The sequence below is a fragment of the Bacillus sp. V3B genome (assembly GCF_024494465.1).
In the GTDB taxonomy this organism is placed as follows: Bacteria; Bacillota; Bacilli; order Bacillales; family Cytobacillaceae; genus Bacillus_BD.
This window is the reverse complement of the sequence record NZ_JAETXM010000014.1, coordinates 73,545-94,528: the sequence shown is the minus strand read 5'-3', so window position 1 is coordinate 94,528 and position 20,984 is coordinate 73,545. Positions and strand designations below refer to the sequence as shown.

Annotated in this window: 15 protein-coding genes, 1 tRNA gene and 2 pseudogenes; 5 read left to right on the top strand and 13 right to left on the bottom strand. The window is 36.5% G+C overall.

Going from position 1 to position 20,984, the window contains the following annotated elements; translation table 11 throughout:
* Positions 1 to 856, bottom strand: a pseudogene (locus JMM81_RS15505) (reverse transcriptase domain-containing protein); the annotation flags it as partial.
* A 1,693-nt stretch (positions 857 to 2,549) separates the two neighbouring features.
* Here JMM81_RS15505 and JMM81_RS15500 point away from each other — a divergent pair.
* Both JMM81_RS15500 and JMM81_RS15495 read left to right on the top strand, forming a co-directional pair.
* Positions 2,550 to 2,651, top strand: coding sequence for a YjcZ family sporulation protein (locus JMM81_RS15500; RefSeq protein ID WP_227940000.1), 102 nt, complete (start codon positions 2,550 to 2,552; stop codon positions 2,649 to 2,651).
* A gap of 293 nt (positions 2,652 to 2,944) precedes the next feature.
* A pseudogene (locus JMM81_RS15495) lies at positions 2,945 to 4,219 on the top strand (IS110 family RNA-guided transposase).
* A gap of 576 nt (positions 4,220 to 4,795) precedes the next feature.
* Here JMM81_RS15495 and JMM81_RS15490 read toward each other — a convergent pair.
* Entirely contained in the window at positions 4,796 to 5,965 is a 1,170-nt protein-coding gene (locus JMM81_RS15490; protein ID WP_256242465.1) for a hypothetical protein, read from the bottom strand.
* Between the two features lie 842 nt (positions 5,966 to 6,807).
* Here JMM81_RS15490 and JMM81_RS15485 point away from each other — a divergent pair.
* A complete protein-coding gene (locus JMM81_RS15485; RefSeq protein WP_256242464.1) occupies positions 6,808 to 7,806 on the top strand; it encodes a DUF2726 domain-containing protein in 999 nt (332 codons plus the stop codon).
* 238 nt (positions 7,807 to 8,044) lie between these two features.
* Here the strand turns inward: JMM81_RS15485 and JMM81_RS15480 are convergent, their stop codons facing one another.
* Both JMM81_RS15480 and JMM81_RS15475 read right to left on the bottom strand, forming a co-directional pair.
* A complete protein-coding gene (locus tag JMM81_RS15480) occupies positions 8,045 to 9,019 on the bottom strand; it encodes a tyrosine-type recombinase/integrase (RefSeq protein ID WP_256242463.1) in 975 nt (324 codons plus the stop codon).
* A gap of 170 nt (positions 9,020 to 9,189) precedes the next feature.
* A tRNA-Sec gene (locus tag JMM81_RS15475) sits at positions 9,190 to 9,286 on the bottom strand.
* 225 nt (positions 9,287 to 9,511) lie between these two features.
* On the opposite strand from JMM81_RS15475, the gene JMM81_RS15470 reads away from it, so the two are divergent.
* Positions 9,512 to 9,946, top strand: coding sequence for a DUF2621 domain-containing protein (locus JMM81_RS15470; RefSeq protein WP_256242462.1), 435 nt, complete (start codon positions 9,512 to 9,514; stop codon positions 9,944 to 9,946).
* Between the two features lie 110 nt (positions 9,947 to 10,056).
* Here JMM81_RS15470 and JMM81_RS15465 read toward each other — a convergent pair whose 3' ends face one another.
* The 8 genes from JMM81_RS15465 to sirA form a co-directional block, all read right to left on the bottom strand.
* On the bottom strand, positions 10,057 to 10,608 hold the full coding sequence (locus tag JMM81_RS15465; RefSeq protein WP_256242461.1) for a CueP family metal-binding protein: 552 nt from the start codon (positions 10,606 to 10,608) through the stop codon (positions 10,057 to 10,059).
* 212 nt (positions 10,609 to 10,820) lie between these two features.
* A complete protein-coding gene (locus JMM81_RS15460; protein ID WP_256242460.1) occupies positions 10,821 to 11,285 on the bottom strand; it encodes a CcdC family protein in 465 nt (154 codons plus the stop codon).
* A 262-nt stretch (positions 11,286 to 11,547) separates the two neighbouring features.
* Complete coding sequence (locus JMM81_RS15455; RefSeq protein ID WP_256242459.1) at positions 11,548 to 11,907, bottom strand: response regulator; 360 nt, start codon at positions 11,905 to 11,907, stop codon at positions 11,548 to 11,550.
* Positions 11,908 to 12,044: 137 nt separating this feature from the next.
* Positions 12,045 to 12,752 (bottom strand): cytochrome c biogenesis CcdA family protein, encoded by a 708-nt coding sequence (locus tag JMM81_RS15450; protein ID WP_256242458.1) that lies wholly within the window; start codon positions 12,750 to 12,752, stop codon positions 12,045 to 12,047.
* Between the two features lie 123 nt (positions 12,753 to 12,875).
* Entirely contained in the window at positions 12,876 to 14,687 is a 1,812-nt protein-coding gene (locus JMM81_RS15445) for an ABC transporter ATP-binding protein (RefSeq protein WP_256242457.1), read from the bottom strand.
* On the bottom strand, positions 14,680 to 16,440 hold the full coding sequence (locus JMM81_RS15440) for an ABC transporter transmembrane domain-containing protein (protein ID WP_256242456.1): 1,761 nt from the start codon (positions 16,438 to 16,440) through the stop codon (positions 14,680 to 14,682). Before JMM81_RS15440 ends, JMM81_RS15445 begins: the two co-directional genes overlap by 8 nt.
* A gap of 188 nt (positions 16,441 to 16,628) precedes the next feature.
* Positions 16,629 to 16,844 (bottom strand): YneF family protein, encoded by a 216-nt coding sequence (locus JMM81_RS15435; protein ID WP_375162396.1) that lies wholly within the window; start codon positions 16,842 to 16,844, stop codon positions 16,629 to 16,631.
* 87 nt (positions 16,845 to 16,931) lie between these two features.
* On the bottom strand, positions 16,932 to 17,369 hold the full coding sequence (gene sirA, locus JMM81_RS15430; protein WP_256242454.1) for a sporulation inhibitor of replication protein SirA: 438 nt from the start codon (positions 17,367 to 17,369) through the stop codon (positions 16,932 to 16,934).
* A gap of 189 nt (positions 17,370 to 17,558) precedes the next feature.
* Here sirA and JMM81_RS15425 point away from each other — a divergent pair, with 189 nt between their 5' ends.
* Positions 17,559 to 18,527, top strand: coding sequence for a bile acid:sodium symporter family protein (locus JMM81_RS15425; RefSeq protein WP_256242453.1), 969 nt, complete (start codon positions 17,559 to 17,561; stop codon positions 18,525 to 18,527).
* Positions 18,528 to 18,717: 190 nt separating this feature from the next.
* Here JMM81_RS15425 and tkt read toward each other — a convergent pair whose 3' ends face one another.
* Entirely contained in the window at positions 18,718 to 20,727 is a 2,010-nt protein-coding gene (gene tkt, locus JMM81_RS15420; protein ID WP_256242452.1) for a transketolase, read from the bottom strand.
* Positions 20,728 to 20,984 lie beyond the last annotated feature (257 nt).

Below are 20,984 nucleotides of genomic sequence, written 5' to 3'. Positions count from 1 at the left end.
GTCCGCTTTCGTGGCACACAGTCGTCCGCGTAGCGGACGAGGTAGCCTTCTTTAAGTTTTGTGCGTTTCTTGGCGTATCTTTCTCCTTCTTTCGTTTTATATGGTTTTGTGAGAGGGAAGAATTCCCATTGTCTGGCGACCCACTGATCTAAATCATTTAAGACGATATTTGAAAGAATTGTCGATAATATACTACCTTGTGGTACGCCTTTTTGTGGTACTCCTTCTTTATCAATCTCAGCTTTTAACATTTTGGATATGCACGTTAACACTTTTTTATCGTGAATTCCTATATTCCATAGCTGTTTGATAAGGAAAGTGTGGTTCACATTATCAAAAAATCCTTTGATATCGATATCAACAACATAATGAAGTTGTGATTTATTTATTAGGAATTGTACTCGTGCCATTGCATGGTGTGCAGACCTGAACGGTCTGAAACCATAACTGTGCTTAAAGAATTTGCTTCCGCAATTGGTTCAATAACTTGTTTAAAACATTGTTGGATAATTCGGTCTAGAATACATGGAATGCCAAGTGGTCTCATTTTGCCATTTTCTTTTTCAATCCACTTTCTTCTGACTTTCTTAGGTTGATAGTTTTTTAGTTTAGTTTGTATTTCTTTAACTAATTCCGTTTCCGTAAGCTCTTTCAAATCTTTGATCGTTTTACCATCCGTTCCAGGTGTGTTGGAACCTTTATTAGATTTGATTGTTCGGTAAGCTAGTAAAATGTTTTCTCTCGAAGTGATGACATCATATAGATGATTGAAAGAGGTTTTATTTCTAGCTTTTTCGTGTAAATCCGTAAATGTCTCCGTCATGTTGTAATAATCCCAGTATCTTAACGTTGACACTGTGGCATCCCTCCTTAAAGAGTGATGTTCCCACATTCCTACCCGATCGTTGCCATTCACGTTAGGAAAATAATCGTTCATTTCGCTAGACTTGGGGCTGTTCCTCCACTCCCATTACAGAAGGTTCCTCAGTCGTACCCCTACCCTCGCAAAAATAAATGTATTTCGGTATAACCTTATAACAATCGTTTCGGGGGACAACCCTTGAATCAACGATTCTTGCTTTCCAAGTCCCTTACAACATAGCTATCCATTCTAAACGTAGGTGCTTCCTGTAAGCCTGTGAGCTTGATACCGCCATTGTTCGATATAATGTTTTTCAGAGGGTGCAATTTTACTCAACATCACTCACCCCATCGTGGGATGGGACATAGGTTTCCTCTATGTTCGTAACTTTAGACCCGTACTTTCGGAAGTTTGTCAGTCCCTTTAGATTGGAACGATTCTCACCATATTTAGTTTTTCAGCCGCGCGGCATATCCGTTGGCATACCTTTTCCGTTTCGGATTGGCTCCAGCCTTCGTTCTGCCGAATCCACCTGTGCTTCACACCTCGTGATTTGTCCTCTCACGACGCATGCAGGAGTATTGACGGGATGGTTTCAAGAAACATGGTTCCGTCATTCCCATCCTCCGTTGTAAGGTTGAGATTTTCAAGTGAAAACCTCCTGTTTTTTCACGCAAAATACGCTTATAACAGAACTTGTCGCGCGCACCCATTAGTTCAACAAGACCCTTCTTTTCCATTTCATATAATGATAGTACTATGCAATACAAGTCACTAAACTATTACGTAAAACATAAATCGCATTAAAAAATAGTACTGACAATTTTAGTTAGAAAAGATTCATTTCTAATTCATGAAAGATTCATTTCTAATTCATGTTGACTGGATTCTCCAATAGAAAAACTGTTAAATACCGTCTTTTATTGACCGTACAGTTACATAAATTTAAAATTCCGCATTACCCTTAGAGCTTTGTCCTCTACACTTTTTTTTCTATTTCATATATTAATATAGTCACATTAGAAAGGAGGACGGAAAATTATGGGACAATCACACTACCACACAGCTTGTAGATATGTAGGTAGGCCTGTGGAAATTAGGGATTGTTATGGCAAATGTTATCGGGGTACTCTAAAATATGTTACGCCACAGGGTGTCTATCTTAGTACAGGATCTGGGGGAATATTCTTCCCATTTTTCGCTATTGTTTCTTTAGTACTGTTAGCCTCGTTGTTCTTTTTTTAAGTATCAAATCACTTTTATAATTTTAACAGTAATTAAAAAACATTAATGGTATAACAACGTAGCTACATCATTGTTTTTTTCAGAAAGGGCTAAGGTACTAAATTTGGTAGACATTCAGAAGGGGCAGCATCCCCTTCTGAATGTTATATATACAATTTTAACGACACTCTAAGAATTTGGTTTACCTTATCTGCTTGGTCTTTTATTGATCAATAAGTCAGCGCATATAGCATATGTTACATATAAATGATAAAAATTGTGCTTTTTACGGGAATTGGACTACTGCACATTATCCCTTCAACCATAGCAAGTAAGTCCTCGAAATGCTTTCATTGAAATTCTATAAATACAAAATGTATGTTTCTCTCAATAAGTTCGTCCAACCCTTTCTGTTATCTAAAACATAAAGTATAGTAATCCTCTAAGATTGGAGGTGAAACTTATGTCTGATTATGTTAAAAAAGATAACAATTTTGCGTTAATTGTTGTTCTATTCATTTTATTAATTATTGTTGGAACAGCATTTGTAGGTGGAATGTACTAATTAGGAAACCCTCCAACACACTTTTTGATATTCTCCTAATAGAGCGCCCTAGGGCGCTTTTTTTCATCATTTCTCCTGTGTTAATACATTGACTTGCCAAATCATCACCTTCGCAGTATCCCTCTATTACCACATAGTAACAACTCATTTTCGGACATCCTTCTTCCGCTATCCTGCTTAGTTAGCATTCCTGTAGTGCGTTAATTTCAACTTTGAAAAAAAATAGAGCCCCTCAGTAAGATAAGAGTATAGACACCACTCTATAACTCAAATCCTAAGGAGGAAGCCCTTATATGAAGTTTAAAATGCAAGACAAACAAAATCAACTAATTGAAAGAATTTCCGATAAACATCTCGTTGTTGGTGTAGACATTGCTCAACAAACACATGTGGCACGAGCTGTAAATTATCGTGGTATTGTGGTCGGTGATCCCCTGTCTTTTGAAAATAACGAAGATGGTTTTGCGAGGTTACTAGATTGAATTAACAAGTTAAAAAACTCGAAAGGTCTTGATACTGAAATCGTTGGCATGGAACCTACAGGGCATTATTGGTTAAACCTGTCCCAATGGCTTTACGATCGAAATATTGATGTGGTAACCGTTAATCCCCATCTTGTTAAAAAGAACAAAGAAAACAGAGATAATACCCAGTCCAAAAGTGACAAAAAAGATGCTCTAGTTATCGCTGATATGGTGAAGAATGGATACTATTCCTTTATTCGTCCAACTACAGAGGCTTTCGAAAAACTAAGGGTATTGATGTCTAACCGAGATGCCATAGTTAAACGATTGGTCAGCGCTAAGAACCAAATCCATCGTTGGATTGATATTATTTTTCCTGAACTTAGACAAGTTTTCAAAGACGTTACATGTAAAGGGGCAATCGCTACTCTCCGTTTATTCCCTACACCGAAAGAATTACGTTCGATGGAAGCTACGGATATCGTTAAAGGGTGGAGAACGGTGATGAAGCGTCAACCTGGTATAAAAAAAGCCGAAGCACTCAGTAAATTAGCTAAGAATTCTGTTGGTAATGATAAAGCACCTGATGCATATAAATTACACCTAAAACAATTACTTGAAGAATTCGACCTTGCCACAACCCAATTGGAAATAGTAGACACAGAAGTATCTGGAGCTCTTGAAAGTATTACTTTTACCGATAAACTACTTAGTATTAAAGGATTAACAAACGTAATGTTAGGTGGAATTTTAGGTGAAACAGGTGATCTAAGTAAATTCGCTCATGGCAATTCTCTATTACGACATGCAGGTTTACATCTAGTTGAGGCCAGCTCTGGTAAATGGAAAGGACAAATTGTCATTTCTAAGAGAGGAAGGTCTTGTCTACGGCGATTCTTATACCTAGCAACCATGTGTCTTGTGATGAACAATCCTGAGTTCAGAGAAATTCATGCCCACAATGTCAAAGTGAAAAAGATGAAGAAAATGAAATCTATCATGAAGCTGATTGGTAAGTTTGCAAGAATGATAGTAGGAATTGCCCGACGTAATGAACCCTATAGTGCAGAAAAAGTACACCCTTTGGCACCTTTAGCAGCATAAGTTAATTACCTTATAACTGAACATATGAAACAGCAAAAGTTACTTTATTGAATGTTGGCTTATTCGTAGGATCTCAAAGAAAGCACGGAGTACTGGGATACTTAAACACAAGGGCACAGACCCATTCCTATAGCAAAACCGGCCTCCACCCCTTGGATAGGCATGACGAAGGAATGAGAGGGCAAAAGACCCGTTGAGACATGGGAGGGAAAGCCTCCAGGGGCGGCGTGGAGAATGCGTGCAGTATATGGAAGTAAATGGAGTTTATATTGACTCCTCTATTCCCGCATGCCTTCATGTAGCCTTTATTATCAATACTCATTCCATTTATCCGTCATTGTTCTTAGAAGTGGTTTGAAATCCTGCGAATAAGCGAGCATTTACGAGTAAACCGAATCTATCTGAGGGAGTTTAAGTATATTCCTTCACAATCGAAATAGCTTATTAAAAGACGGGTTTTATTAGTTTGTATATCGATGCCTTGAATCCGACTACGTCCAATCATCCGCTCCAACATACAAAAAAAGAGCCTCAATTAAGAGACTCCTTCAAAGTATTATTAATTGCTATAGGCTTTTAGGTTATACAAATCGAATAGCTGTCCCATCCGCTCCATATACAATACAGCTTCTGCAGGTGCAACCTCTTAACGCCTAGGTCATATCCTGCAATGATATCCTCAAGTTCCTGCTGTGTGTAGAAGTGTCTAATTATTTCTTCATCTTCTGCAGTGGCAAACTCAATCTTCTGCTTGTATTCCTTAAGTTTCTGCTTGTGGCGTTTCTCAGCCTTCTTCATGATATTAGCTTTACGCTTTAGCACATAATCCGTTTCACTTTCTCTTGTAAAAAGGTCACTATCATTCATATATGCTTCTAATGCTTCAACGCAATACGTCTTCAAGTATCTTTGAACAGCTTTGCTTGTAGCTTTCAATATTATAGCGTATTCCTTCCAGTACAACTCGATTCCCATGATATTACCATTTTGGTCCTTAACTTCAGCTAATGCCTGTTTCCATTCACGCTTGAAGTTTTTAACTTTTTTAGCATTATAATGTGCAATTAGATTGAATTCAACAACATCATGCTTTTTCATCAAGCCACGTCTAGTTTTTTGAATTTGCTTCATTATTTCGGGATTGATACTGACCTTTCCATCTTTACCATATCCCATCCAGTTCTCATAGAATAAGATGATACCGCATTTCTTCATATGCTCTAAGGTTTTAGCCAATTGCCCATATATCTCAAGGCAGTGCTGTGTAAATTCATCTAATAGCTTCGTTTGGTCTTCTTCAATAATGCCACTTTCAATAGTCATACCAATATGCTTCTGACGTATCTCACTGCTGTGTCTAGAACATAATAGGTCATATTCAAGCTTAGTGATTAGTCCAAATTCAACTGCCCATTTACCTAAACTCATACTGGCTTTTTCCGTCATATCGTATTCCAAGTGAGTCGCTACAATTATATCCATCGGGATTCTATGTTCAACTTGTTCACGACCGCTTCTTACACGACCATCTTTGTTCATTGCTTTAACTTCATGTCTTCCACTGCATGTGATTTTCCGTTTTGAGCCTCTTCCTTCAACTATGTGGGACTCCCAGTCTTGCTCAACTGATTTGATTATTGAATCAAATGAACGTTTATTTAGATTCCCATTCTTCTTGAATGATTCCTTTTGAACAGTTGTTCCATATTCCTCAACCAACTCTGCTAATGTAAATACTTTTTCCACTATACATCTTCCTTTTCAATAGAGGTGGTGCATCAGATGCACCACATTTAATTCTCCCCTTTCATAGTTTAGTTAGTTTTTTTGCTAATGATTTAGATTGGTTAAAATCGTGCATCTTTTGTCGTAATATAATTAGGGTTATATATTAATATTATGTCAAAAGTTGCACGATTTTTTTAACCCTTAACAACCTGGATATTACAAGTGTTTTAAGGCATTTAATTTTTCTTTTTAAAGTTTGAGATTGATAGGGTCGACACCTTTAGGCGGCGAAGTGACCGAAGGGAGCGTCCCACCAACGACCATAGGGAGGCGGTAGCAGTGAGCGAAGCGAATGTCCTTTATTCTATCACACTCAACCTCTAGTGTTGAAACAACACACTAAATTGCTTCCAACCCCACAGCATCAATGGATTGAGTATGATTTATGAGATTCACTTGTAATAATTAACAATATTGGTTTGTTAATATTATCCGTCTCGTATCGGAATTTTTTACACCGTATTGTGTGGATTAATGTACTACCTACCTTTTTCAAAACAAAGAACAATATGTTGAATATACTTTATTTATATTAAAGAGAATAAGCATCCTCAGTCAAATTGCTTTAGTAAAACGTTTTGTGATGAATATTATCTTTATAAGCTAACCCTAAATATTAATACCAGTAGACACCTAATAAATATACATGGACTAATTAATTAGTAACACAGTAACTTAGTAATATACAAACCTGTCAAAATATTGGAACTTTTGCTTAGGCGATTAAATTCTTATAAAATTGTAAATTAATGATGATATTAAAAAATTAACTAATTCTTTTGCGAAAGGTAACTCTAACTATGGGAAAAGCTAAAACAACAGAACAGTTTAAACAAGAAGTATTTGAATCAACAGGAGATGAATACGAAGTTCTTGGAGAATATGTCAAAGCTAAAGTTGAAATTGAAATGTTTCATCAATTATGTGGACAACCATTTACAATGAGACCCGATAATTTTAAAAGTGGTCAAAGATGTCCTCACTGCTTTGGTTATAAGAAGAGAACTCTAGAGCAATTCAAGAAAGAGGTATTCGACCTTGTTGGTGACGAGTATCAAGTAGTTAGTGAGTATATTAATACCAATACTAATATTACTATGATTCATAAAGAATGCGGAAAGCCATTCGAGGTTACTCCAAAGAACTTTATACATCGTGGAGATAGATGTAGCAACAAAGAATGTAGATATAAAAGGATGGCTGATAAACTATCTTTAACAACAGAAGAATTTAAAGCTAGAGTATATGAACAAGTCAAAGATGAATACATTGTACTTGGCGATTGGGATGGAGCAAACAATAATATAAAACTATTTCATACTGTTTGCGAACAAGAAATAGATATGACTCCTAACAATTTCTATCACCATAAGAAACGATGTGTGTATTGCAGTGACTCTAAAGGTGAGCGTGCTATTATGGAATGGTTAACTAAAAACTCATTTAGATTTATTAAAGAATTTAAAGGCTTTAAAGACTGTAGGCACAAAAGAGTATTGCCATTTGACTATGCTGTATTCAATGAAGATGAAAGTATTCTAACTTTGATTGAATTCCACGGCATTCACCACTATAAAGCTGTAAAAGGTTGGGGTGGAAGAGGCAAACTAGAGAGAGCACAATTAACAGATGGTATTAAAAGAAATTACTGTTTAAGTAATAATATAAGAGTACTTGTTATCCCATATTGGGAGTTTGATAATATCGACTCTATACTAGATAAATACTTGAAGGAAAGGGAAATATTAAATTGGCAAGGAGTATATCTCTTCAATTCAGAGCATAAACAAATAGAGTAGTAAATTACCTTCGACTCTTTTGATAAAAAAGAAAAAAACAGCCATGTGACTGCTCCTACGTTAATGTAAAAGTATCCACATCGTATCGGACTCATTAAAAAAACTTTATCGTGTAGATACAGGTACTACCCACCCTTCTCATAATATAGAAGACATAAAATGTGGAAAATAGCCCCCGTTATACACAAAAGAGATGAGTTTCCCCATCCCCTAAACCTGTTAACCCTTTAATACAATCTTAGAATATACTATTCAAGGGTGAAAACATATCATGTTGTGCTTTTACATCAATATCTGTCATTTGTATATATTTTCGAGTCATTGACATATCGGAGTGACCAAGAATTTTCTGTAAAGAGAACGGGTCTCCACCATTCATAATGTAGAGCAATGCTCCCGTATGGCGAAATGTATGCGGTGATACTCTCTTTTTTGTTATATTAGTAGCCTGTCCTATTTGACGTAATGTCCAGCGAACCGTGTCCGCTGAGAGCGGGCTTCCTTCATAAGTTAGAAATAAATATTCGCTTTCAAATTCTTTTGTTTCCTTCAAGTATTCTTTTAATATTACTATGGTTCGTGCCGATAATGGAACTAGTCTTGCACGTCTTGTTTTTGTTTCAGTTGCTTCGAGTTTCACAAATCCATCATCTAGATTCACATTTTCCCTTCTTATTGCAACCAATTCGGAAACACGAACCATCGTATCTAATAGAAATTGAATAATTAGTGCATCACGGAAACCTGTATAACTTTCTTTGTCAATAACTGACAACAACTGTCTTATTTCTTCTACAGTAAATGATTCAATCAAATCCTGCGGCGTTCTCAAAATCTTTAAATCCTCATGAATAGGATGTTCAATGTAACCCTCTTTGAAGCAAAATCGAAGGAACGCTCTCAAAGTTCTAAGTCGGACATTTACTGTTACTGGGGATAAACCTTGTTCATATAACATCCATGATATATATTCTCTGAATACATCTCTGGTCATTTCTTTTCTGCTAATATCTTCATCATCTAGAAACTTCATTAAATAATGAAAATGGGACTGATAGTCTTTCAGTGTGCGTTGTGACACTCCTTCAGTCTGCTTGTAATTGCAAAATCGTTCATACAAACCTGAGATAGTATCAAGGCTTGCAGACCGCATTGTTTTGCTAGATGACTTTCCTACATTGTATTTCCTTACTTTCTTTTGCTTTTCTATCATAACTTAAATTCGCTCCCTTTCATCGGTCTAAAATCTGTGAATCCGACGTGGCTGCGTGCGGTCTTACGGAACGGTCACCAACGGTCTACCTCGGTCTACCGAAAATAAACCAAAAAACCGCACGAGTGAAAAAATCACTGTGCGGTTAGATATGTAATAGTTTCAAGGATTGGCGGGACCGTCTGGGAATCGAACCCAGCTAACCTGGCACGCAGGTCACAAGCGGTTTTGAAGACCGTGGAGGACACCAGTACCCCATTCAGCCCCATTGGAGATATGTATTTAGTATACTAGAAAAAGGAATGTAAAACAACGTCGAAAATCTTACAATTATTTGTCTACTATCGAATTATTCATTAATATCTATCAATTCACCGTCTTCTATCATTTTCTCAAATAAATTGTTTTTACTTCCTCCTTGTCTGAAAATAAGAAAAATTATATAATATAGAATAATACATATAAATGATTTTAACTTTGTAGGTGAATAGAATGCTAGACGGATGGTTTCTTTGGTTTATATTGTTTTGGGTTGTTGTTTTGATCGGTTCTTTTGCCATCGGTGGCTTCTTTATGTTTCGGAAGTTTTTGAAAAAGATGCCGAAAGAAGACGGAAAGTCTGACATGGACTGGGAAGAACATTATGTCAATAACACAATACACCTTTGGCATCAAGAAGAAAAAGAGTTACTTGCAGACTTAGTATCACCGGTTCCAGAACTATTTCGGGATGTAGCAAAACATAAGATCGCTGGAAAAATCGGTGAACTTGCTCTGAGTGAAAATGCAGAGAAAATCGACCCCGATTTAGTGATTAGAGGTTATATCTTGGCAACTCCAAAAAGAGATCATAAATTTCTTCGAAAGAAACTCGAAGAGAAACAGATTGAAGTGTCTCCGTATGAACATTTATTTGAACAAGTTTAAGTGTAAAAACAAATGTGAAATAGACCGCAAAAAAGGGCTGTCCCATAAGGTGTCTGACACCTTATGGGACAGCCCTTTTTTATTCCACAAACGCCCCAATAAACATCTGATTAAGCGTTTTTGTTTTCTGTCAACTGCATGGTTGTAATGCAAGTGTTATCACTTTCAAACGTAGAAAACTCTGACTCTACTGTTTTTCCATCGTGCGCAATTGTTACGCGATACGCTTTGTCACGGGGTACCCACAAATCAATAAATCCGTTAGATTGAGATTTCAATGTTTGGTCCAGTATCAAGTTACCTTCTGTATCTTCAATGTATACACTAAACTCTTCTCCCACCATTTCACCACGGCAGCCAGTCAAACTGTGAACAGCGCAAGGGTGTGTTTTCTCGACATATGGCGCGATAGAAACAAAAAATTCATCTTCAGGCAAATCATAGGTTAACTGACTTTCACCACTGTCAGTCACGATTAGTTGCTGCGATGTGATGGAAGCAGACTCGTTTTTTATGTTACCTACACTGTAATCGTGTACTAATTCCTTAATATTTTGAGTTTCGCTTTCTTTCGGTTCATTACTTTCGCCGCTTACCGCAAACAAATACACGCCTAGTGCTGCGGCAACCAATCCAATAACCGTAAAAATTTTTCTTTTCATCTTATATTTATCTCCCTACCTCTTTAATTGAATAACTCTTCACTTGCATAATACGACAAAATTGCCATTTACCCTTGAACATTAAACAAATTTCAATTAAGAGTACAAAATCCATTTTTGCACTTCGAAACTGAATTACTATCAATAGATCAGATGTCCTTTTATATTTCATTATCAGGTATTATGGCGTGGGGTTGTTTTCATTGATCCTTTCATTTCAGTTCTTGTGAGACCTTCTGAAAGTCCCTGTACATCGCAATGCGCCATGGCACAATCATGCTGAACGCTAACAAAAAGAACATTCCGCTAAGTTCGCCAAAATCAATCGTTGAACTCAAAATCAACTTTGCAACCATCCGAATCACAAACAAGCCCAGTAAAATAAACATAAATGCTCTTGAACGTTTTAAATAAACATCCTGATCTTTAATTTCAAATTTCGAAGTCTTTATGAGAAGAATCGAAAATAACATTCCAACAACAATTGATTCTAAGATTTCCACAGGAGTTAAGCGGAATTCTGGAAATATATACATGAATGCACCAGTACTCATAAAGACCGGTGGTAATAAGATTTTTTTGGCAGAAGCAGGTTTTTTTGCTGCTTTCATCCGAACAAACATAGCAAATATAGCCATGAGAACTGCTCCAATTGAGCTAACAACCACTATATCCATAGAGTTTCATTCCTTTTTATTCTATTAAATGCATTCCTATTATATCTCAAACAAGATAAACGGTGAAATGATTGTGGAGTATTTTTATAAAAGTACATCCTGAATCCAACAGTCTACTCATGAGCCATACAGACTCTAGTTTAAGTAGTATAACAGGAATGATAAGGTGAATGTGAGCAATGTTCTTCTAAAACCATATTTCAGACAAAAAAATAACTGACTCATAAGGCATTTAACACCTTATGAGTCAGCCTAAATAGGGTTAATTAAAAATTCGATTAATCGCATCGACTACGCGCGCTTCATCGAAAGGCTTAACGATAAAATCTTTTGCTCCTGCTTCAATCGCTTCAACTACCATTTTTTGTTGCCCCATTGCTGAGCACATAATCACTTTAGCACTTGGAAATTCTTTTTTTATTTCTCTCACCGCTTCTAAACCGCTCATCTCGGGCATTGTAATATCCAACGTAACCAAATCTGGCTGTAGTTCGCGATACAAACGAATGGCCTCTTTCCCATTTTCGCCTTCCCCTATCACTTCATGTCCTACTTTATTAAGAATATTGGATAAAGTCATCCTCATAAATTTTGCATCATCAACAATTAATATTCTAGCCACGGTAATTCCTCCTTATAAAAACTACGAAATAAAAAAATTGATTAAATAATATATTTGTACAATTCTTGACTTTTTTCTACCTTTATTAAAATAAAAAAGTAATTCTAGCATTGAAGTGATTTTTAATCATTATTCATTTAAAATCCTGTAAACCCACCAAAAAGTGCCGATAAAAGTGAGATAATAGTCGTCATCCAATCGAAAAATAGGAAAATACCGATGACAATCATTAAATAGCCACCAATTTTCATAATCTTAATATTATGTTTCCGAATCCAACTCATTTTCCCAACGAAAAAAGAAAGAATTAAAAATGGAATTGAAAATCCTAACGAGTAAGCAACCATATATAACATACCTGACTCAGGATTTGAACCAGCAAGCATGATAACAGACATGAGAATTGGACCTGTACAAGGTGTCCACCCTGCCGCAAATGCCATCCCAATTAAAATAGAACCTAGAAATCCTGCTGGGCGATTCTTAATATCAAACCGGCGTTCTTTCATCATGAATTCTGGTTTTATGAAACCTACAATTACTAGAGCAAAAAACACGATAAAAATAGCACCGATTTGACGAATTAGATCTTGATAATTGATAAAAAACTGGCCAAGAAAAGAAGTTCCAAAACCAATGGCGATGAAAATAATGGAGAAACCAATCAAGAAAAAAACTGTATGTAACAAGCTTCGTTTTTGAAGCATTCCATTGTCGCTTTTAAGCTCACCTACTGACATCCCCGTTACATAAGAAAGAAAAGCAGGATAAAGAGGTAGACAGCACGGTGAAATGAAACTTAAGAAACCTGCTCCTAATGCAATAAACAGATTTAAATCAGACATCTTACTCTCCCCCTTTTCATGAATACTCCATTCATTCTACCAAAAGTTAACAGAAAAAGTTAATTTTTAGATTGTGAATATTTTGTGACAATAATAGAATACCATCAAACCTATACAATTTGACTAGTTTAAAACATCATCTCCTTCTACCATCACTTCTTCAAGTTTATCAACCGCACCATTTTGTAATAGGAACATTTTATAATACAAACCTTTTTCCGCAAGTAACTGTTGATGTGTACCACGTTCAACAATTTCTCCTTGGTGCATGACAAGAATCAAATTGGCATCTTGTATCGTTGAAAGACGATGGGCAATCGCAATCGTTGTACGACCTTTTCTCATTTTCTCTAACGCACCCTGAATTTCTTCTTCTGTTTCTGTATCAATATTTGCTGTCGCTTCATCCAAAACGAGAATTTTCGGATTCATGGCAATTGTTCTAGCAAAAGCGATTAGCTGTCGCTGACCGCTTGAAAGGGTTGAACCTCTTTCAACCACTTGATGGTCATAACCATCCGCTAACTTTTCGATAAAATGATGGGCTTGAACGAATTCAGCCGCCTTCTTTATTTTCTTATCACTCATATTCTGTTGATACAACCGAATATTATCTTTAATCGTTCCAAAAAATAAGAAAGGATCTTGAAGAACAAGCCCCATCTTACCCCGTAATTCTTCAATTGAATAATATTTGATTGATTTTCCATCAATCCATACTTCGCCTCGCTCAATTTCATAGAAGCGCATCAAAATATTAATAATGGAACTCTTTCCACTTCCCGTATGGCCAACCAAAGCAACGGTTTCTCCTGGTTTTGCTGTAAATGAAATATGCTTTAATACATCTCTATCCCCATCGTATGAAAAACAAACATCACGAAACTCAATCTTTCCATCTTGGATTTGATTATTTTCCGCCTGCTGCTGTGGAGCTAGTTCCGTTTCATCAAGCAAAGTAAATACTCGATCTGCTGCAACAATGGCCTGCTGATACATAGATAAGCGCATCATCATAGCATTAACCGGTTCAAAAAAACGATCTAAATAATTAATAAACACATAGAGCACACCGATCTCGATTGGGCTATTAAAGGAATTGATCCCAAAAAAGCTTAAAACAAGGACTAGCGCAAATACATAGAGCAAATCAACAGCAGGACGTAACAGCAACCCCTCTACCTTAATATTTTTCATGCCTGCCTCATAATGTTTTTCATTTATACTTGCAAACTCTTCTCTCAGGCGCTTCTCCTGCCGAAACACTTGAATCATCGATATTCCTTGCAAAGATTCACTTAATTTCGCATTTAGTTCTCCTAATCTTTCTCGCATATCTTGATAGTAACGCGAGCTATATTTCTGATAAGTCCACATGATGAATAAGATGAGTGGAATCAAAACGAAACAAAATAAAGCAAGTTGGACATTTAAGGTAAACATAGCGATAAAAATACCGATTAAGAAAAAGCCGTTTTGAATAAAAGTGGCAATAACCGTCACAAACATTTCTTTAATCGCTTCCGTATCATTCGTCACCCTAGAAACCATACTTCCTGCTGGCGTTTTATCAAAGTATTTTAAGCCTAACGTCTGAACCTTTGCATAAACATCCAAGCGAATTTGCTGAATAATCTTTAGTGCAATTTCCTGAAATTTAAATAATTGAACATACGAAACCATTACATTGATGATCTGGATACCTAAATAGGTTGCCCCTAATGTCCATACCGGACCATACGGAAGATATTTCGGCGTTAAATACTCATCAATAAATATTTTCACGAGGATAGGTCCTAAAATATCAGCAACCGTTGCAATCATCAGAAGTAAAAAGGCGAAAAGTATCGTTTTTAGATGAGGTTTCGTATAGGAAAGCAATCGAAATAGTACGTTACGCTGCTTTTTACTATTGTATTGAGATGTATTATTCATGAATAATTCCACCCTTCTCAACAAGCTCTTCCAGCTGTTGACGAAGATACATTTCCTTATACCAGCCATCCTGATTCATGAGCTCTTGATGCGTACCCATTTGCGTTATTTCTCCAGCTTCTAATACTAGAATTAAATCAGCATGTTGAATCGAACTCAACCGATGAGCCGTAATGATCGTTGTTTTACCATCACGGCTCTCCCGTAACGACGACAGAATAGCTTCTTCTGTTTTCGCATCAACGGCAGATAGAGAATCATCTAATATTAAGACTTCTGGGTCCATCATCAATGCCCGAGCAATTGAAATCCGCTGCTTTTGCCCCCCAGAAAGAGCTACGCCTTTCTCACCAACAACCGTCTGATAACCTTTTGAAAACTGGAGGATATCTTGATCGATATAGGCTAATTGAGCTGCATTACGAATCTCTTCTTTACTGGCGGTTGGTTTTGCGAATGCAATATTATCTGATACTGAAGCCGAAAACAAGAAATGTTCTTGCGGGACATAACCAATCGCCTTGCGTAAGGCTTCGAGCTTATAATGATTGAGTGGTTCATCACCAAATTTTATTACTCCTTCAAATCCTTCAAATTCACGAGTTAATAATTTTAACAGAGTCGTTTTACCAGCACCCGTTTTCCCAACGACTCCTAGTGTTTCCCCTCTTTTCAACTCAAAGTGAATATTTTTCAACACTGGTATTTTCTCGTTTGGGTAAGTAAATCCCTTCAGATTATACATTATATTTCCACTTGGTACTCTACTGATTGCATCAGGCTTATCCACAATCTCGATTGATTGTGCTAATAAAGCATTCACGCGATCATTTGAGGCTCTTCCTCGTTCTACTATGTTGAAAAGCCAACCAAATGCTAGCATTGGCCAAATTAATAAACCAAGATAAGCAGTAAAGGATACAAGCTGTCCAATGGTTAACATTCCGTCTAATACAAATTTGGCACCAAAAGAAAGCGCTAAGAAAAAGGAAAGACCCACGATAATAGAAATCGTTGGATCATATAAAGCATCAATTCGGGCAACTGCTACATTTTTTTCAACGACATATGCAGATTTTTTTTGAAAATCTTGAACATCTTCTTTTTCTTGTCCGAATGTTTTAATCACTTTGATACCCATGATACTTTCTTGTGTTTTATCATTCAGTGCTGAGAATGCTTCCTGTGCTAAATGAAATCGTTTATGTAAAAGCCTTCCATACCAGCTTGTCATGATCGCCATGAAGGGTATGGGAATCAAACTAATTAAGGTTAACTTCCAACTGATGGTTGTCGCCATCACAATCATGACCGCTCCGCCTGTCGTGATAGAATCGACCAGAGTCAAAATACCTAAACCAGCTGTTTGCTGAATCGCTTGTAAATCATTTGTCGCATGTGCCATTAAGTCTCCAACTCTTTGCTTTTGATAAAAAGACTGAGGCATATTTGTAAAATGTTGATACAGTGTATTGCGTAATTGTTTGACCAATTTGACAGCGGAACCAAAGATTAAGATCCGCCAATAATAGCGAAAGATATACTGAACGAGTGCGGCTACAATTAATAGGGTCATCCATTGAATAAGACTTTCGCGGGTTAAAGTGTTATTAGCGACATCATCAACTATCAGCCCAATGGCCTTTGGCGGCAAGAGTTCTAGTAGTGCAACAATCACTAACAAAGCAATCCCTGATAGATAAGACTTCTTTTCTTGTTTGAAAAACCACAACAGATCCAAGAATACTTTCATTTCTTCCTCCGAATTTATCCGTTATACTCTCTATTTAAAAAAACACACGATGATCAGATTTCAGTGATTCAAAAAACAATCGTGAAGCGTGTTGAATCAAGTCTGATTCCAAATTTTAATTTTATTTCTTCTTTTCTGAGACATGACTTCATAAAGAAAGCACTCATCAATTGAGTGCTTGTCTACTATTATTTCCCTTGTTGTTTATTCATGGCTGACATCATTTGATTGATTTTCTTTTGCGAAGGTTTCATCCCCATCTGCATCATCATCATTTTTAACATTTGCTCATTAATTGGTGGATTTTTCTTTAAATAGCTCATCATATACTTCCGAGCGATGAAAAATCCTAGTGCCACACCAGCAAGTAATGCCAATGCACCAACTAGAATGTACATACCCATAAAAACTTCCTCCTTCATGTTGTCTACCATACAGTGTACTAAACCAAAGATTATTATACAATATTCTATTTATGATTTCCTTATCTTCTAAACAAATTTTCTTTCTTTAATTGGTTTTAGCCATCCACAACGCTGATGATCAAGGTCAATAGCCAAAAATGATGACTCTAATTTACGCAATACCTCAAAAAATATCGTTTCTGCTTCATAATGTCCACTAGATTTTAAGATTAAATAACGCTCCTTGATTTCCAATTCAGCACAGCCACGTTTTCTTATTTCTAAATAGTATGTTCCGTTTTTTATATAAAAACTCTTATTTTTTTGTAAGTTTTGACTCACATAACGATGTATTTTTAAGCCTTGAATCGGTTTTGTAATAAAATTAATCTGCTTCTTTAGGATATGTTTATACTCACCAATCGCCTCTTCAGATTCTTTAAAAAGCTTATAAAACATCCGTTCTTTTCCAAAGTAATGGGAGGCAAACTCATCATCTATTAAATAAAGCTGATATGTTCTCACAGTAATCCTCCTCTGAAAATAAACTTTTCTTCTATTATATAGAATCAAGCACAAAGAGACTGTCCGTTTGTGTCAAAAAATTAACCTACTTTTGTCGAATTCATCACTTTTTCATTATTTAAATTTTATCTATACAATATTTAATTTAGATTTATAATGAGTAATGAGACTAAAAAGGAGAGATTATCTATGTTACAACAAATCAATAGAAAGCTAGAAAAAATGATGCCTTTTATTACACCAGCTAGTGTGATCTTTGGCGTTATTTTCTCGGCCTATATCAAGGATTTTTCATTTTTAGTACCATGGCTTTTTGCCTTTATGACGTTTGAAGGAAGCTTAAGTATGAACTTTAAATCCATAAAAGGTGCGATTACTCATCCATTTCCCGTCTTTATGACTTTAATATTCCTACATATCGTTATGCCACTTTGGGCATTGGCAGTCGGGCATATCACCTTTAACGGAGATACATTAACGATTACGGGGATTGTTCTTGGAATGGTCATTCCGACAGGTATAACAAGTTTTATTTGGGTGGCAATGAAAAAGGGAAGTACAGCTCTGACACTTGCTATTATTTTAATTGATTCCATATTATCACCCTTTATTGTCCCATTTACTTTATCCTTACTCGTGGGTGAAAAAATAGAACTAGATGCTTCAAGTATGATGGTCAGCCTTTTGTTTATGATTGTCCTACCATCAATAGTAGGAATGCTTTTAAATGGGGTAACAAGAGGAAGAATAAAAGATGTTTGGAAACCAAGGCTATCTCCCATTTCAAAGGTTTTCCTTGGATGTATTGTCATGTTAAACGGAGCCGTTGTGGCACCTTATTTAATAGAGCTTAACATCAAATTACTTTTTATTATTTTCGTCGTCTTTTTTATCTCCTTTACTGGCTATATGTTTGCCTTTTTATTGGCAAAATGGTTAAAGTTCGATCAGGATACAACAATCGCTATCACATTTACCGGTGGAATGAGAAATATTAGCGCTGGAACGGTTATCGCTATTTCTTTCTTTCCTCCTGCAGTCATTATCCCAGTCGTTGTCGGAATGCTTTTTCAACAATCGTTAGCTTCCCTTTATGGTGCATTTCTAGATCGACATTATAATAAAAAAGAACAAATCGCGGGAGGTAAAAGTGCTTGATGGAATAGTGTCTTCCTATGTAGTGCTTTTAGAAGCTACCTTCCTATACAGGGTTACAATATGATTGCCAACACAGTAAAGAAGAAATTTTCTCGCCTGAATGGTAAAAGAGGAGGATGTTTAAAAAATAAACAATCCTCCTCTTTTGTATTTAATCATTTGTTAAAGTAAACAAACGGCTACTTAATTATTAGTTTTGTAGTAGTCCTTTTACACGTGCTACTACATTTTCTACTGTAAAACCATACTCTTTAAGGATTTGTTCAGCTGGTGCAGAAGCCCCAAACTGATCAATTGCAAGGACATCTCCTTCATCTCCAGCATATCGGTGCCAGCCTAAAGGTGAACCCATTTCAATAGCCAATCTCTTCTTAACTGTTTTAGGAATAACCGTTTCTTTATACTCTTTCGATTGAGTCTCGAAACGATCCCACGATGGCATGCTGACAACAGACGCGTAGATGCCTTCACTTTCTAATACTTGTTGTGCACTAACAGCAAGATTAACTTCTGATCCAGAAGCAAGTAATAATACATCTGCAGTTTCTTTGGTTGCAGGTGATACCACATAAGCACCTTTTGAAACTCCATCATAAGCAGCACCATTAACAGTACCTTTTAATGTTGGTAAGTTTTGTCTTGTTAATATCAATGCTGTTGGCTGATTTGTTGACTCAATGGCAAGTCTCCAAGCCGCTGCCGTTTCATTGCCATCTGCTGGACGAATAATAGACAGATTTGGCATCGCACGTAAAGCAGCTAACTGTTCAACTGGTTCATGTGTAGGCCCATCTTCTCCTACCGCAATACTATCATGTGTGAATACGTATGTGACAGGAAGCCCCATTAGAGCAGCTAAACGGATAGCAGGGCGTAAATAATCAGAGAAAACAAAGAAAGTTCCCCCAAATACTTTTACTCCACCGTGAAGAGTCATCCCATTTAGGGCAGCACCCATTGCAAATTCACGTACACCGAACCAGATATTTCGTCCATCATAAGAACCTGGTAAAAAGTCAGTTTCACCTTTAAGTAACGTTTTATTTGAACCGGCAAGGTCAGCAGAACCACCAAATAGAGAAGGTAGATTTTTTGCAATTGCATTTAATGTTTCTCCAGATGAAGCACGACTTGCAAGACTTTTTCCTTCTTCATAAACAGGAAGATCCTTACTCCAACCTTCAGGTAATTCATTATGAATTGCTTGTTCTAGTTGATTTCCTAATTCAGGAAATTCATTTTTATATTGTGTAAAAAGTTCTGTCCATTCTTTTTCTTTTTTCTCACCACTTTCAGTAATCTGAGCCTTAAAGTGGTCATAAACCTCTTGTGGAATATGGAAATCCTCTTCAAAAGTCCATTGGTATGCTTCTTTTGTTAATTTGATTTCATCCGCTCCAAGCGGTGCTCCATGAGAAGCTGATTTTCCTGATTTATTTGGTGAACCATAGCCAATCACGGTACGAACTTCGATTAAAGTTGGTCTTGACTCATCTTGCTTTGCTTCTTCAATCGCTTTAGAGATTTCTGTTAAATCATTCCCATCTTCTACACGTAAATATTGCCATCCATATGATTTGAAACGATCTGCCACACTTTCAGAGAAAGACTGATTTAAATCACCATCAAGTGAAATGTCATTCGAATCATAAAGAACAACAAGTCTACCTAGTTTTAAATGACCAGCTAATGAAGCAGCCTCAGCAGAAACCCCTTCCATTAAATCTCCATCACCGCAAATACTGTATGTAAAATGATCCACAACTTGATAATTTTCTTTATTATATACTTCAGCTAGATGTCGTTCAGCCATTGCCATTCCGACGCCCATAGCAATCCCTTGTCCAAGCGGACCCGTTGTTGCATCTACACCTGCTGTATGTCCATATTCAGGATGTCCTGGCGTCTTGCTTCCCCACTGGCGAAACTCTTTGAGGTCATTCATGCTCAAGTCGTAACCCGAAAGATGAAGTAGGCTATAGAGTAACATGGAGCCATGACCAGCAGATAGTACAAAACGATCGCGGTTAAACCAATTTGGATTTTTTGGATTATGATTCATATATCGGCTCCATAACGTGTACGCCATTGGAGCAGCTCCCATTGGCATACCCGGATGACCGGAATTCGCTTTCTCGATTGCATCAATTGATAATGTCCGAATAGAAGCAATCGCTAAAGAATCGATTTGATCAAACATTGATAAAACATCCTTTCCTGTTTAAATTGAATTGGGATAAGTTCAATATCTCTATTCATTCTTTCCTACGCTTTTAATATTATAGGGAGTAGGCATTTTATTCAACAAATTATATTAAAAAACACATAAATTACCCTATTTTCGACTTCATTTTGAAAATATGCGTAATCTATCGTATCTAACGATCTTATTATTGGTCTGATTGTACAAAACAATGTAAGAAAAAAGAGCAAAACTTTGAAGTGATCAAGTCTGAT